The following is a 13,616-nucleotide window of genomic DNA, read 5'->3' as shown; positions in this document are numbered from 1 at the left end:
ACAATGAAAATGAATAAAAGTCTCGTTGCCCTCTGCCTGTCCGCCGGCCTGTTGGCCAGCGTACCCGCAGTCAGTTTTGCCGATGTGAACTTTGTGCCGCAGAACACCTCTGCCGCACCGACGATCCCCGCCTCCGCGCTACAGCAGTTAACCTGGACGCCGGTCGATCAGTCAAAATCTCAGGTCACCAACCTCGCGACGGCAGGACAGTCGCTGAATATTCCCGGCATCACCGGGCCGGTCGCCGCCTATAGCGTCCCGGCGAACATCGGTGAGCTGACCATTACGCTGACCAGCGAAGTCAACAAGCAAACCAGCGTTTTTGCACCGAACGTGCTGATTCTTGACCAGAACATGACGCCATCGGCCTACTTCCCCAGCAGCTACTTTACCTACCTCGAGCCGGGCGTAATGAGCTCGGATCGCCTCGAAGGGGTGATGCGTCTGACGCCGGCGCTGGGCCAGCAAAAGATTTACGTCCTGGTCTTTACCACGCCGCAGGATCTGCAGCAGACCACCAAATTAATCGATCCGGCGAAGGCCTACGCCAAAGGTACGGGTAACGCGGTACCGGATATTCCGGACCCGATTGCTAAACATACCACCGAAGGTACCCTGGGTCTGAAGGTGAAAACCTCTTCCGGCTCCAGCGTGCTGGTTGGCCCGCTGTTTGGCTCCTCCGGCCCGGGTCCGGTCACCGTCGGCAATACGGCCGCGCCGGTATACAGCGCGCCGGCCGCCGCTCCGGTTGCGGCGCCGGTCGCCGCGCCTGCGGCGAAGAGCGAGCCGATGCTGGACGATACGGAAACCTACTTTAACAACGGCATCAAGCAGGCGGTTGCGAAAGGTGATATCGACAAAGCCCTCAAATTGATGAACGAAGCTGAACGCCTTGGCTCGAAATCTGCCCGTTCCACCTTTATCAGCAGTGTAAAAGGCAAGGGGTGATCGTCTCCCCACAATGCTGATGTTTAGGCACAGCCTTTAGGTGCGTCCGCCTGGACGCACCTTTTTTTCTCGCGCGCGGCTGCTGTTGCATGGCTGTTGCGCGGAAGATCGTATCTTGATGTTTGCCCGCCCCGATCGGCCTATTCTGCGATACAATGCCTCCACGTTATGTATCGGAGAATCAGGCATGTCACATCCTGCGCTTACGCAACTGCGTGCGCTGCGCTATTTTGCCGCTATGCCCCCGCTGGAGCCCTCGCTGCGCGACTGGCTGCTGCTGGAAGACTCAATGACCAAACGCTTTGAGCAGCAGGGGAAAAAGGTTAGCGTTATGCTGGTCAACGAAGCGTTCGTCGGGCGCGAGGCGCTGGTCGGCGAAGAAGCGCTGCTGCCGGATGAAGAGCGTTACTGGCTGCGGGAAATTATTCTCTGCGCCGATAATGAACCCTGGCTGGCCGGGCGCACCGTCGTTCCGGAATCGACGCTGAGCGGCCCCGAACTGGCGCTGCAGCAGCTTGGACAGACGCCGCTGGGCCGCTATTTGTTCACGTCTTCGACGTTAACCCGTGATTTTATTGAAATTGGGCGCTATGCGGAGCTCTGGGGGCGTCGTTCCCGCCTTCGGCTGAGCGGTAAACCGCTGCTGCTGACAGAACTGTTTCTGCCGGCATCGCCGCTGTATTAAGAGGAAGAGAAAATGGAGTGGAGTCTGACGCAGAATAAGCTGTTGGCGTTTCATCGCCTGATGCGTACTGACAAACCGATCGGCGCGCTGCTGCTGCTGTGGCCGACGCTGTGGGCGCTATGGGTAGCGACGCCGGGTATTCCGCCGCTGTGGATTCTGGCCGTTTTTGTCGCCGGAGTGTGGCTGATGCGCGCCGCCGGCTGCGTGGTCAACGACTATGCCGACCGTAAGTTTGACGGTCACGTTAAACGCACCGCGCGTCGCCCGCTGCCCAGCGGCGACGTGACGGAGAAAGAGGCCCGGGTGCTGTTTGCCGTGCTGGTGGTGCTCTCGTTCCTGCTGGTGCTGACCCTCAACACCATGACCATTCTGCTGTCGGTGGCGGCGTTGGCGCTGGCGTGGGTCTATCCATTTATGAAGCGCTACACCCACCTGCCGCAGGTGGTGCTCGGCGCGGCGTTTGGCTGGTCGATTCCGATGGCCTTCTCCGCGGTGAGCGAATCGCTGCCGCTGAGCTGCTGGCTGATGTTCCTCGCCAACATTCTGTGGGCGGTGGCCTACGATACCCAGTATGCGATGGTTGACCGGGACGATGACCTTAAAATTGGCATCAAATCAACGGCGATTTTGTTCGGTGAAAACGACCGCCTGATTATCGGCATGCTGCAGATTGCGGTGCTGGTCTTAATGGGGGCGGTAGGCTGGCTGAACGGCCTGGGCTGGGAATATTACTGGTCGCTGTTTATCGCGGCGGGGCTGTTTTTCTGGCAGCAGAAGCTGATTTTCCGTCGTGAACGCGACGACTGCTTCAAAGCGTTTTTAAACAATAACTACGTTGGGCTGGTGCTGTTCCTCGGCCTGGCGATGGGCTACATGGCGTAGTTTCCCCAGTCCTGGTTATGACTCCCCGGCCAGCGATGCGCAGGCCGGGGCAGGTCTCAGGCGCTACGCTTCATCCTGCGCGGCGCTTTCAATCGTCAGACGCACATCCGACGTAATCAGGTTCGCCAGCATCTGGTAAACCTTCAGCGTCTCTTCCGGCTCGGCGTCGCCGGTATCGCTAATGTAGCCTTCATCACGCAGCGTCAGTACCAGAGTACTGAATACCGCCTTATCGAAGAACTCCGGCGCGTTGATCCCGTGCAGAACCGACAGGCGCTGGGCCATCGTGCGACTCTCTTTCTCCAGCGAACTGCGGTTAATCGCAGGATTTGCGCTCAGTAGCCAGAAGGTGATGGCGTAGCGCTGGAGCGTTTCGCGCGCGCCGGCGGCCAGCAGCTGCAGCAGGCGGGAGTGCGACGGGTTGATGCTTATCTCATCATCGCTCAGTACCAGCAGGCCCTGGCGCTGCATCTCAGCGGTCAGCGCATCGATAACGCTCGCCAGCTCCTCTTTTTCCCAGCGCAGGAACAGCTCGGCCTTCAGCAGCGGATAGAACATCTCGACGTGACGTAGCACCTCCACGCGGGTGATCCGCCGATGCTGGGTGACAATAGCCGCCAGCAGCGAAGGCATCATCAGCATATGAGCGATGTTGTTGCGGTAGTAGGTCATCAGCACCGCCTGCTCGCGCGGCAGAATAATGATGTCGCCGATGGTGTCCTTCTCGACCTCGAACTTATTCATCTTCAGCGCGTGGTCAATCAGCTCGCTGGCGGAAGCCGGCGGCGTGGTCGCGTCCGGAGAGTAGGGCACGTTACGCAGCAGATCGAGATAGCACTCCAGCTGCTGGGTCAGCTGCTCGCGGGTCAGTGAACGCTGGCGCGATGCCAGCAGCGCGGTACAGCACAGGTTCATGGCGTTTGCCGCGGCGGCGTTGTTGATGCGGACCATCAGATCGGCGGCGATGCTGTTTACCGACGGCGTCAGCCAGGACGGGCGAATGGCTTCGATAGGATCGATAGATTCGCGCCACTCCGGTACGTGCTGGTTGAGCCAGGTCATCAGCGGCAGCGGTTCGCCGAAGTTAACGTACCCCTGGCCGAGGTTACGCAGCTTGCTCAGGCCGCGCAGCATCTGCGGCAGGCTCTCTTTCTCTTTCGTCGCGCCGCGCAGCTCTTTGGCGTAGGTTCCGACTTCCATCACGTGCTCGTAGCCGATGTAGATAGGAACCAGCGTGATTGGCCGGGTACCGCCGCGCAGCATCGCCTGAATAGTCATCGACAGGGTGCCGGTTTTCGGGTCCAGCAGGCGCCCGGTACGGGAGCGTCCGCCCTCGACGAAGTACTCTACCGAGTAGCCGCGGCTGAACAGTTCGCCAAGATATTCGCGGAATACCGTTGAGTAGAGCTTGTTGCCCTTAAACGTACGGCGAATAAAGAACGCGCCGCCGCGGCGGAAAATCGGCCCTGCCGGCCAGAAGTTGAGGTTGATGCCGGCGGCGATATGCGGCGGTACCAGCCCCTGGTGGTAGAGCACGTAGGAGAGCAGCAGGTAGTCCATATGGCTACGGTGGCACGGAACGTAGACGATCTCGTGCCCTTCGTGCGCCAGCTGCCGCACGCGCTCGGCGTTGTGAACGTTTATGCCCTGATACAGACGGTTCCAGGTAAAGCCCAGCACGCGGTCGGTCAGGCGAATCATCTCGTAGGAGAAGTTGGCGGCGATCTCTTCCATCAGCGCGATGGCGTTTTGCTGCGCCTTCTCGTGGGAGATTTTCTTGCTGCGGGCTTCGTCTTCCACCGCGCGGGCGATGGCTTTTGACGCCAGCAGCTTGTTGAACAGATCCTGACGGGCGGGCAGGCGCGGGCCGACGGCGGCCAGGCGCTGGCGGGCGAAGTGCATACGCGCCACGCGGGCCAGCTTCTGGGCGATGGTTTTGTCGGTTCCGTGCTCGGACGCCATTCGGCGTAGCGACACCGGCGGCGAGAAGCGCACGAAGCTGTCGCGGCCCAGCCACAGCACGGCGAAGAATTTCTGAATACCATTAAGCATGCGCAGCGGCGGATTGAGCTCGCCTTTTTCGCGCCCGGGCGCACGGCCAAACATCACCGACACCGGCACCATTTGCACATCGAGGTCAGGGTGGTTGCGGTGCAGATCCAGGTAGTCGTGGAACAGCTTGATGGACTCTTCTTTCGGCGTGTAGTAGGTAAATACGCGCGGGCCGCCGTGGATAAAGACGTAGCGGGGCAGCAGGGTGCCGTCGATTTCGAGCGGCTCGAGCGGATCGGCTAAATCGTGCTCCAGGCACTGCGCGCGCAGCGTCAGCAGGTCTGCCTTCGAGTTATAGGGCAGAACGTACATAATCGGACGCGAGGTATCCAGCCCTAATTCCTGAGCAGGCTCTGCGGGAATAGACTTGCTTTTTACCAGCAGCCGTAATGGTAAATTAAGTAATTTATAGTAAATTCGTTGCCAGCCGGACATAAACGATGTGAAGCCTCTGGTTAATCATGCAAATGCGCGGCAAGAATAACAGAAAGTGCGCAAAATTTCCGTCGCCACGCGGCAAACGCGTACACTCATTGACGTCATTTACATAAAAAGGTTCTTTTGATGGCCAATAATACCACCGGGTTAACCCGAATTATTAAAGCGGCAGGGTATTCCTGGAAAGGTTTTCGTGCGGCATGGATAAATGAGGCCGCCTTTCGTCAGGAAGGGATCGCCACCGTTATTGCCATTGCGATCGCCTGCTGGTTGGATGTTGACGCCGTTACGCGCGTGCTGCTGATAGGCTCGGTCCTGTTAGTGATGATAGTCGAAATTCTTAATAGCGCGATTGAGGCGGTGGTGGACCGGATTGGCTCCGAGCACCATGAGCTTTCCGGACGGGCGAAGGATATGGGCTCTGCGGCGGTATTTCTGGCGATCGCCATCGCGCTGATCGTCTGGGTTACGCTGCTGTGGGCGCACTATCGCTAAGCGCCGGTCGCATCAGGCTATTTGCTTTGCCGTCCGCCGCCCCGGTTTCGCGTCCACGGGCCGGCGAGCCTCTCTCCACGCGTTTTTTTGTCCCGCGTGGAGCCGCAGCGCCTCACCACTATCCCCTTTGCGTTAACCGGCTTCGGCGGGCATCAAAACAAAAGAATCTCCTGATTTATGTGTGAAATTTGATTCCAAAATCACCGTTAGCTGTATATACTCACAGCATAACTGTATATACACCCAGGGGGCGGAATGAAAGCGTTAACGACCAGGCAGCAAGAGGTGTTTGATCTCATCAGGGATCATATCAGCCAGACGGGCATGCCGCCGACGCGTGCGGAAATTGCTCAGCGCTTGGGGTTCCGTTCCCCAAACGCGGCGGAAGAACATCTGAAAGCGCTGGCGCGTAAAGGCGCAATCGAGATCGTTTCCGGTGCCTCCCGCGGTATTCGTCTGCTAACTGAAGAAGAGCCCGGCCTGCCGCTGATTGGCCGCGTCGCTGCCGGTGAGCCGCTGCTGGCGCAGCAGCACATCGAAGGCCACTTCCAGGTCGACCCGGCAATGTTCAAGCCGAGCGCCGACTTCCTGCTGCGCGTCAGCGGTATGTCGATGAAAGACATTGGTATTCTGGACGGCGATCTGCTGGCGGTACACAAAACGCAGGACGTGCGCAACGGGCAGGTTGTGGTCGCACGCATCGATGAAGAAGTGACGGTTAAACGCCTTAAAAAGCAGGGTAACGTCGTCGAACTTCTGCCGGAAAACAGCGAGTTTTCACCGATCGTGGTGAACCTACGCGAGCAAAGCTTTACCATTGAAGGTCTGGCCGTCGGCGTCATCCGCAACGGCGAGTGGCTGTAAGCGCCTTCTCTAACGCAGCATCGTCTGATGCATGATGCTGCGCTATCTCTCTTCGCTCAGGCTCCCCCCCATGCTTTTTAATGCTGCTGATAAGGCCCTGTGGCGCCTGGCGCTACCGATGATTTTCTCCAATATCACCGTCCCGCTGCTGGGTCTGGTGGATACGGCGGTCATTGGCCATCTTGATAGCCCGGTTTACCTCGGCGGCGTGGCGGTCGGAGCGACGGCGACCAGCTTCCTGTTCATGCTGCTGCTCTTTCTGCGAATGAGTACCACCGGCCTGACGGCTCAGGCGTTTGGCGCAAAGGATCCCGTTCGCCTGGCGCGCGCGCTGGTGCAGCCGCTTGCCCTGGCGCTGGCCGCCGGTCTGCTGATCGTTATGTTTCGTATTCCGCTCATTAACCTCGCGCTGCATATCGTCGGCGGCAGCGAAGCGGTGCTGGAGCAGGCCCGGCGATTCCTCGAGATCCGCTGGCTGAGCGCTCCGGCATCGTTAGCTAACCTGGTGCTGCTGGGCTGGCTGCTGGGCGTCCAGTATGCCCGCGCGCCGGTGATCCTGCTGATTGTCGGCAACCTGCTGAATATTGTCCTCGATCTGTGGCTGGTGATGGGTCTGCATATGAACGTGCAGGGCGCGGCGCTGGCGACGGTGAGCGCCGAATACGCCACCTTTATCATTGGCCTGCTGATGGCGAAACGCGTGCTGAAGCTTCGCGGCGTGTCGTTCGCTATGCTCAAGGGCGCCTGGCGCGGCGACATCCGGCGGCTGCTGGCCCTCAACCGCGACATCATGCTGCGTTCGCTGCTGCTGCAGCTCTGCTTTGGCGCGGTGACCGTTTGCGGCGCGCGTCTGGGAGGCGATATCGTGGCGGTGAACGCCATTCTGATGACCATGCTAACCTTCACCGCCTATGCGCTGGATGGCTTTGCCTACGCCGTGGAGGCCCACTCCGGGCAGGCCTACGGCGCGCGCGACGGCAGCAAGCTGCTGGAGGTATGGCGGGCGGCCTGTCGGCAGTCCGGCATGGTCGCGCTGGCTTTTGCGCTGATCTACAGCGTGGCGGGAGAGCAGATTATCGCTCTGCTGACCTCGATACCCTCGCTCCAGCAGCTCGCCGACCGCTATCTGTGGTGGCAGATGATTCTGCCGACGATCGGCGTCTGGTGCTATCTGCTGGACGGGATGTTTATCGGCGCGACGCGCGGCAGCGAAATGCGTAACAGCATGGCGGTAGCCGCCGTGGGCTTTGCCTTAACCCTGCTGACGCTACCGGTGCTCGGTAACCACGGCCTGTGGCTGGCGCTGGCGGTGTTCCTGGCCCTGCGGGGCCTGTCGCTGGCGCTGATCTGGCGGCGGCACTGGCGGCGCGGAACCTGGTTTTCATAACGTGTTTTGTCATAAAGGTGGTTAAAGATTCCGAATAATAAAATTAACCCAGAATTCTCATCTATAGTTAATCATATGTCCGGCACACAGCGGGCTGTTCACTCACCGAACGATGAGGATTGAATTATGAATAAAGACGAAATCGGCGGTAACTGGAAACAGTTAAAAGGTAAGGCCAAAGAACAATGGGGCAAGCTTACCGACGATGATATGACCGTCATCGAGGGCAAGCGCGACCAGCTGGTCGGTAGAATCCAGGAGCGTTACGGCTACGCTAAAGATCAGGCAGAGAAAGAAGTGTCTGACTGGGAAACCAAAAATGACTATCGCTGGTAGCGATCGGACATAAAGCGTTAACCCTTTGTTTTAAAGCATTGTTATTGCCTGCCCGAAGGGTACAAGGATGTACTAAAATCCCCTGATTCCCGCTGCGGCTAACGCCTCAGCGGGCTTTCTTTTTAATCTGGATGGTGTGGTCGTGGTGGCAGTGCCCCGGCGTGTTGCAGGCTTCTACTTCGACGCAGCCCGCGCACAGTCCGTGCGCTTCAATCACGTTATGGCGCAGGGCGAAGCCCATTTTTGCCGCCAGCGTATGCATGATGTCCTCTACGCCTTCCGCGCACTCTTCTTTCACCACGCCGCAGCGATCGCAGATAAACATCGCTGAGCTATGGGTTGGCTGATCGAACAGATGGCACAGCACGTAGCTGTTGGTTGATTCCACCTTGTGCACGAAACCCTGCTCCAGCAGAAACTCCAGCGCCCGGTAGACCGTTGGCGGCTTGGCCTGCGGCTCTTTACCGCGCAGGAGATCGAGCAAATCGTAGGCGCTGATCGCCCCCTGCTGCAGACTCATCAGGCGCAACACTTCCAGGCGCTGCGGAGTCAGGCGCACGCCCCGCTGCGCGCAGAGCTTTTCAGCATGCGCTAACATGTCTTGCGAAGTGGACTTATCCATGAGCATCCTCTGGTTGTGTAACGATGAAGTTGTTACTTTATCACGATCCAGGCAAAACGCCGAGAACCCACGGTTTGTGCTATACCTGATGCATCTCATTTTCGGGAGAAAACGATGAAACGACCTGATTGCATTCGACATTGGCGCGAGCTGGAGGGGCCGGATGATGCCACCTACCCTGACAGCAACGAGCTCTTTTCCATCGGCGCGCCGCTGGCCCGAGGTTTACGACTAAACCGGCTGGGGATCCATCATGAACGCCTGCTGCCGGGGCGTCGCACCTCTTATCCGCATGCGGAAAGCGATGAAGAAGAGTTTATCTACGTGCTGGAAGGGTATCCGGAAGTGTGGATAAACGGCTATCTGTGGAAGCTCGAGCCCGGGGATAGCGTTGGTTTTCCCGCCGGTACCGGGGTATGCCATACCTTCCTGAACAACACCGAGGAGGAGGTGTGCCTGCTGGTGGTCGGCGAAGCGAATAAAAAATTTAACCGGATCTACTATCCGCTTAACCCCAGCTACGCCGCGACGCGCCAGGATCGCTGGGTTGACCATCCGCCGCAGTTCTTCGGTCCTCACGACGGCAAGCCGCGCAGGAAATAGCATTTTTCCACCCCAGGATATGACCATTGGCGCTATGCGCCTGTGGTTTATCTTTGTGCTATAGTAGCGCCCCTTTTTACCCGGATGCCTGTTTATTCGCCATGATGCCAGAATCAACTTCTACCGCTTTTGCTGCCCACCGTTTTTCCATCGCACCGATGCTCGACTGGACCGACAGGCACTGCCGCTACTTCCTGCGCCAGCTGTCGCGCCATACGCTGCTGTACACCGAAATGGTGACCACCGGGGCGATTATTCACGGTAAAGGCGACTATCTGGCCTATAGCGAAGAGGAGCATCCCGTTGCGCTACAGCTGGGCGGTAGCGATCCGGCTGCGCTGGCGCAGTGTGCGAAGCTGGCGCAAGCACGCGGCTACGATGAGATCAACCTCAACGTCGGCTGCCCGTCTGACCGGGTGCAGAACGGGATGTTCGGCGCCTGCCTGATGGGCAATGCGCAGCTGGTTGCCGACTGCATTAAGGCGATGCGCGACGTGGTCTCGATTCCGGTAACGGTAAAAACGCGCATTGGCATTGATGACCAGGATAGCTATGCGTTCCTGTGTGATTTCATTGATACCGTATCCGGGAAAGGCGAATGCGATATGTTTATCATCCACGCCCGCAAAGCCTGGCTTTCCGGCCTGAGCCCGAAAGAGAACCGCGAGATCCCGCCTCTGGACTACCCGCGCGTCTATCAGCTAAAGCGTGATTTTCCGCATCTGACGATGGCGATCAACGGTGGGATCCGCTCGCTGGAAGAGGCGAAGCTGCACCTTGAGCATATGGACGGCGTGATGGTTGGCCGCGAGGCGTACCAGAATCCAGGCATGCTGACCGCGGTTGACCGGGAGATTTTTGCGGCCAGTGGCGCGGATGCTGACCCGGTTGCCGTGGTGCGCGCCATGTATCCGTATATTGAGCGTGAGCTGAGCAACGGGACCTATCTTGGCCATGTAACCCGCCATATGCTGGGCCTGTTCCAGGGGATCCCCGGCGCCCGCCAGTGGCGTCGCTACCTGAGTGAAAACGCGCACAAGGCCGGGGCGGATATTAACGTCCTGGAACACGCGCTGAAGCTGGTAGCCGATAAGCGTTAACGTTTCGCTAAAATTTAGTCAAATACGCCACGCCCTGAAGTTAACTTCAGGGCGTTTTGCTTTAAATTCAATAAATTATAATTGGCACGCTTCTTGTAATGCCTGAGTACAGAGGGTTATTGCCGGGGAGAGAAGACGATGCTGGAACTGCTATTTATTATTGGGTTTTTTGTGATGCTGCTGGTGACCGGCGTGTCGCTGCTGGGCATTATTGCTGCGATTGTCGCGGCGACGGCGCTGATGTTCGTCGGCGGCCTGTTTGCGATGATGATTAAACTGCTGCCGTGGCTGCTGTTGGCCGTTGCGGTGGTATGGGTGATTCGGGCGATAAATAAGCCCAAAATCACCCGCTACCGTAGCAACAACCGCTGGCGTTATTAAGGGAGTGAGTGGTAGGTCACAACCTGAGGAATTTTGCATAAAACGGCGTAGGTTTTGCTTATTAAATCTGTCACTATTAGCGCGTTAACGAATTCATCGCGCTGTACCCTACATACAGCCGAACTAAAAAAAGTAAGGGCTTCCATTTGGAAGCCCTAAACTTTTCCCCCTCCCGTCTCTCCCGTCATACTTCAGACTACAGGGGCGTTGGCTGCGTTAACTCACCCCGGTCACTTACCGGAGTAAGCTCCCGGGGATTCGCTATCTTGCCGCCTTCCTGTAGCCCGAATTATTTAGGGAGGTTTCCCGCCATACTTCAGGCAGCAGGGGCGTTTAACTATTACGGCAGCAGCAGGCTTGAGCCTTCGGTGGCGCGGCTTTCGAGCACCTCGTGCGCGCGTCGGGCGTCGGCCAGCGGATATTTTTGACTCTCGGCAACGTCGACGTTTATCACGCCGCTGGCGATCAGCGAAAAGAGCTCGTTACTGGCTTCTACCAGCTCTTCGCGGCTGGTGATATAGCCCTGCAGAGAAGGGCGGGTAACGTACAGCGAACCTTTCTGGTTGAGGATCCCCAGATTAACGCCGGTAACCGGACCGGAGGAGTTGCCGAAGCTGACCATCAACCCTCGACGCTGCAGACAGTCAAGCGAGGCCTCCCAGGTGTCTTTGCCCACGGAATCATAGACTACGTGCACCTTCTTACCCTCGGTAATCTCTTTTAGCCGCTCGGCGATATTCTCTTCACGATAGTTGATCGTCTCCCAGGCTCCGGCCTGCTTCGCGCGCTGCGCTTTTTGCGCGCTGCCGACGGTGCCGATGAGCCTGGCCCCCAGCGCCTTCGCCCACTGGCAGGCTATCAGCCCGACGCCACCGGCCGCGGCGTGGAACAGGAACGCCTCACCGGCTTTGATTTCGTAGGTTTTACGCAGCAGATAATAGACCGTCAGCCCCTTAAGGAAGGAGGCCGCCGCCTGCTCGAAGGAGATGGCCGCAGGCAAAATAGCGGCCTTATCGGCGGGGACGTTATGCACCGAGCTGTAGGCGCCCAGCGCCGACTGGGCGTAGACGACGCGATCGCCGGTTTTAATATGGGTGACGCCGCGCCCGACCTTTGTCACCACGCCGGCGGCTTCGGTACCTAATCCGCTCGGAAGTGAAGGGGGCGGATAGAGGCCGCTGCGAATATAGGTATCGATGTAGTTGATACCAATAGCTTTGTTCTCTACCTGTATCTCGTGCTCTGCCGGATCCCCTGCCACAAACTCCACCACCTGCAGAACTTCGGGGCCACCGTGCTTGTGAAATTCAATACGTGTTGCCATGCTTCCTCCTGAACTATGTGGTAACCTTTCGAGCCAATTTCTATTCCGGGAATTCCATTCAATATGGCAGGAAATAAACCCTTCAACAAACCCCAGACTGAACCCCGAGTTCGCGATCCGCAGGTCGCCGGGCTGAAAGTACCGCCGCACTCGATTGAAGCGGAACAGTCGGTGTTGGGCGGTTTAATGCTGGACAACGAGCGCTGGGACGACGTCGCCGAGCGCGTTGTTGCAGAAGACTTTTACACGCGTCCGCACCGTCATATCTTTATTGAAATGGCCCGCCTGCAGGAAACCGGCAGCCCGATTGACCTTATTACGCTCGCGGAATCGCTTGAGCGCGAGGGGCAGCTGGACAGCGTAGGCGGTTTCGCCTATCTGGCTGAACTCTCAAAAAATACGCCAAGCGCGGCGAACATCAGCGCTTATGCCGACATCGTGCGCGAACGAGCCGTTGTCCGCGAAATGATCTCGGTGGCGAACGAAATTGCCGAAGCGGGCTTCGACCCCCAGGGTCGCACCAGCGAAGACCTGCTCGATCTGGCGGAGTCCCGGGTCTTTAAGATCGCCGAGAGCCGCGCGAATAAAGACGAAGGTCCGAGAAATATCGCCGAAGTGCTCGATGCGACCGTGGCGCGTATCGAGCAGCTGTTCCAGCAGCCGCACGACGGCGTCACCGGCGTGAATACCGGCTATGACGACCTGAATAAAAAGACCGCGGGTCTGCAGCCGTCGGATTTGATCATCGTCGCGGCGCGTCCGTCGATGGGTAAAACGACGTTTGCGATGAACATCGTCGAAAATGCGGCGATGCTGCAGGATAAGCCGGTGCTGATTTTCAGCCTCGAGATGCCCTCTGAGCAGATTATGATGCGTACCCTGGCCTCGCTGTCGCGCGTCGACCAGACGCGTATCCGTACCGGCCAGCTCGATGACGAAGACTGGGCGCGAATTTCGGGCACCATGGGCATTCTGCTGGAAAAACGCAATATCTATATCGATGACTCCTCCGGCCTGACGCCGACGGAAGTGCGCTCCCGTGCCCGCCGTATCGCCCGCGAGCACGGCGGCATTGGCCTGATTATGATCGACTACCTGCAGCTGATGCGCGTGCCGTCGCTCTCCGATAACCGTACCCTGGAGATCGCCGAAATCTCCCGCTCGCTGAAGGCGCTGGCCAAAGAGCTGCAGGTGCCGGTGGTGGCCCTGTCGCAGCTTAACCGCTCCCTGGAGCAGCGCGCCGATAAGCGCCCGGTAAACTCCGATCTCCGTGAATCAGGCTCTATTGAACAGGATGCTGACTTAATCATGTTTATCTATCGTGATGAGGTTTATCACGAGAACAGCGACCTGAAAGGCATCGCCGAAATTATTATTGGTAAGCAGCGTAACGGCCCCATTGGTACGGTACGTCTGACGTTTAACGGGCAATGGTCGCGCTTCGATAACTATGCCGGCCCTCAGTATGATGATGAGTAAATCTCCGTAGTCCTTCACGC

General features: G+C 58.2%; 14 protein-coding genes. 11 read left to right on the top strand and 3 right to left on the bottom strand.

Annotated elements, in window-relative coordinates; genetic code table 11:
- Nucleotides 1–3 precede the first annotated feature (3 nt).
- The 3 genes from malM to ubiA all read left to right on the top strand — a co-directional run bounded on the left by malM (nt 4) and on the right by ubiA (nt 2,515).
- Complete coding sequence (malM, locus tag MMW58_RS27145) at nt 4–948, top strand: maltose operon protein MalM (RefSeq protein ID WP_241722484.1); 945 nt, start codon at nt 4–6, stop codon at nt 946–948.
- Between the two features lie 187 nt (nt 949–1,135).
- Nucleotides 1,136–1,633: a chorismate lyase gene (gene ubiC, locus MMW58_RS27140; RefSeq protein ID WP_133601254.1), complete on the top strand. Its 498-nt coding sequence runs from the start codon at nt 1,136–1,138 to the stop codon at nt 1,631–1,633.
- Nucleotides 1,634–1,645: 12 nt separating this feature from the next.
- Nucleotides 1,646–2,515, top strand: coding sequence for a 4-hydroxybenzoate octaprenyltransferase (gene ubiA, locus MMW58_RS27135; protein ID WP_041143591.1), 870 nt, complete (start codon nt 1,646–1,648; stop codon nt 2,513–2,515).
- A gap of 63 nt (nt 2,516–2,578) precedes the next feature.
- Here ubiA and plsB read toward each other — a convergent pair whose 3' ends face one another.
- Nucleotides 2,579–5,002 carry a glycerol-3-phosphate 1-O-acyltransferase PlsB gene (plsB, locus tag MMW58_RS27130; protein WP_159237604.1) on the bottom strand — a complete coding sequence of 808 codons (2,424 nt, stop codon included), beginning with the start codon at nt 5,000–5,002 and terminating at the stop codon, nt 2,579–2,581.
- Nucleotides 5,003–5,131: 129 nt separating this feature from the next.
- Here plsB and MMW58_RS27125 point away from each other — a divergent pair, with 129 nt between their 5' ends.
- The 4 genes from MMW58_RS27125 (at nt 5,132) to MMW58_RS27110 (ending at nt 8,087) form a co-directional block, all read left to right on the top strand.
- Complete coding sequence (locus tag MMW58_RS27125) at nt 5,132–5,500, top strand: diacylglycerol kinase (RefSeq protein ID WP_045853460.1); 369 nt, start codon at nt 5,132–5,134, stop codon at nt 5,498–5,500.
- Between the two features lie 255 nt (nt 5,501–5,755).
- Nucleotides 5,756–6,364 (top strand): transcriptional repressor LexA, encoded by a 609-nt coding sequence (lexA, locus tag MMW58_RS27120; protein ID WP_123710004.1) that lies wholly within the window; start codon nt 5,756–5,758, stop codon nt 6,362–6,364.
- Between the two features lie 70 nt (nt 6,365–6,434).
- Nucleotides 6,435–7,751, top strand: coding sequence for an MATE family efflux transporter DinF (gene dinF, locus MMW58_RS27115; protein ID WP_241722483.1), 1,317 nt, complete (start codon nt 6,435–6,437; stop codon nt 7,749–7,751).
- A 126-nt stretch (nt 7,752–7,877) separates the two neighbouring features.
- Nucleotides 7,878–8,087 carry a CsbD family protein gene (locus tag MMW58_RS27110; protein WP_041143596.1) on the top strand — a complete coding sequence of 70 codons (210 nt, stop codon included), beginning with the start codon at nt 7,878–7,880 and terminating at the stop codon, nt 8,085–8,087.
- Nucleotides 8,088–8,193: 106 nt separating this feature from the next.
- Here MMW58_RS27110 and zur read toward each other — a convergent pair whose 3' ends face one another.
- On the bottom strand, nt 8,194–8,709 hold the full coding sequence (zur, locus tag MMW58_RS27105) for a zinc uptake transcriptional repressor Zur (protein WP_045853457.1): 516 nt from the start codon (nt 8,707–8,709) through the stop codon (nt 8,194–8,196).
- 114 nt (nt 8,710–8,823) lie between these two features.
- Between zur and MMW58_RS27100 the strand changes: the two genes are divergently transcribed.
- The 3 genes from MMW58_RS27100 to pspG all read left to right on the top strand — a co-directional run bounded on the left by MMW58_RS27100 (nt 8,824) and on the right by pspG (nt 10,793).
- Complete coding sequence (locus MMW58_RS27100; RefSeq protein WP_045853456.1) at nt 8,824–9,312, top strand: cupin domain-containing protein; 489 nt, start codon at nt 8,824–8,826, stop codon at nt 9,310–9,312.
- A 101-nt stretch (nt 9,313–9,413) separates the two neighbouring features.
- On the top strand, nt 9,414–10,412 hold the full coding sequence (gene dusA, locus MMW58_RS27095) for a tRNA dihydrouridine(20/20a) synthase DusA (protein WP_115193785.1): 999 nt from the start codon (nt 9,414–9,416) through the stop codon (nt 10,410–10,412).
- 138 nt (nt 10,413–10,550) lie between these two features.
- Nucleotides 10,551–10,793 carry an envelope stress response protein PspG gene (pspG, locus tag MMW58_RS27090; protein ID WP_041143599.1) on the top strand — a complete coding sequence of 81 codons (243 nt, stop codon included), beginning with the start codon at nt 10,551–10,553 and terminating at the stop codon, nt 10,791–10,793.
- 340 nt (nt 10,794–11,133) lie between these two features.
- Here the strand turns inward: pspG and MMW58_RS27085 are convergent, their stop codons facing one another.
- A complete protein-coding gene (locus MMW58_RS27085; RefSeq protein ID WP_133601249.1) occupies nt 11,134–12,117 on the bottom strand; it encodes a quinone oxidoreductase in 984 nt (327 codons plus the stop codon).
- Between the two features lie 63 nt (nt 12,118–12,180).
- Here MMW58_RS27085 and dnaB point away from each other — a divergent pair, with 63 nt between their 5' ends.
- Nucleotides 12,181–13,596 (top strand): replicative DNA helicase, encoded by a 1,416-nt coding sequence (gene dnaB / locus MMW58_RS27080; RefSeq protein ID WP_241722482.1) that lies wholly within the window; start codon nt 12,181–12,183, stop codon nt 13,594–13,596.
- Nucleotides 13,597–13,616: the final 20 nt, after the last annotated feature.

Origin of the sequence: Klebsiella sp. HC6 (assembly GCF_022605325.1) — a bacterium.
Taxonomy (GTDB): Bacteria; Pseudomonadota; Gammaproteobacteria; order Enterobacterales; family Enterobacteriaceae; genus Klebsiella; species Klebsiella terrigena.
Note: the sequence above shows the minus strand (reverse complement) of the source record. Positions and strands in the feature narration are given on the sequence as shown.

Excerpts from the sequence above, each read along its gene's own strand:
- malM (WP_241722484.1), top strand. The coding sequence starts at position 4 with ATGAAAATGAATAAAAGTCTCGTTGCCCTCTGCCTGTCCGCCGGCCTG.
- ubiC (WP_133601254.1), top strand. The coding sequence starts at position 1,136 with ATGTCACATCCTGCGCTTACGCAACTGCGTGCGCTGCGCTATTTTGCC.
- ubiA (WP_041143591.1), top strand. The coding sequence starts at position 1,646 with ATGGAGTGGAGTCTGACGCAGAATAAGCTGTTGGCGTTTCATCGCCTG.
- plsB (WP_159237604.1), bottom strand. The coding sequence starts at position 5,002 with ATGTCCGGCTGGCAACGAATTTACTATAAATTACTTAATTTACCATTA.
- MMW58_RS27125 (WP_045853460.1), top strand. The coding sequence starts at position 5,132 with ATGGCCAATAATACCACCGGGTTAACCCGAATTATTAAAGCGGCAGGG.
- lexA (WP_123710004.1), top strand. The coding sequence starts at position 5,756 with ATGAAAGCGTTAACGACCAGGCAGCAAGAGGTGTTTGATCTCATCAGG.
- dinF (WP_241722483.1), top strand. The coding sequence starts at position 6,435 with ATGCTTTTTAATGCTGCTGATAAGGCCCTGTGGCGCCTGGCGCTACCG.
- MMW58_RS27110 (WP_041143596.1), top strand. The coding sequence starts at position 7,878 with ATGAATAAAGACGAAATCGGCGGTAACTGGAAACAGTTAAAAGGTAAG.
- zur (WP_045853457.1), bottom strand. The coding sequence starts at position 8,709 with ATGGATAAGTCCACTTCGCAAGACATGTTAGCGCATGCTGAAAAGCTC.
- MMW58_RS27100 (WP_045853456.1), top strand. The coding sequence starts at position 8,824 with ATGAAACGACCTGATTGCATTCGACATTGGCGCGAGCTGGAGGGGCCG.
- dusA (WP_115193785.1), top strand. The coding sequence starts at position 9,414 with ATGATGCCAGAATCAACTTCTACCGCTTTTGCTGCCCACCGTTTTTCC.
- pspG (WP_041143599.1), top strand. The coding sequence starts at position 10,551 with ATGCTGGAACTGCTATTTATTATTGGGTTTTTTGTGATGCTGCTGGTG.
- MMW58_RS27085 (WP_133601249.1), bottom strand. The coding sequence starts at position 12,117 with ATGGCAACACGTATTGAATTTCACAAGCACGGTGGCCCCGAAGTTCTG.
- dnaB (WP_241722482.1), top strand. The coding sequence starts at position 12,181 with ATGGCAGGAAATAAACCCTTCAACAAACCCCAGACTGAACCCCGAGTT.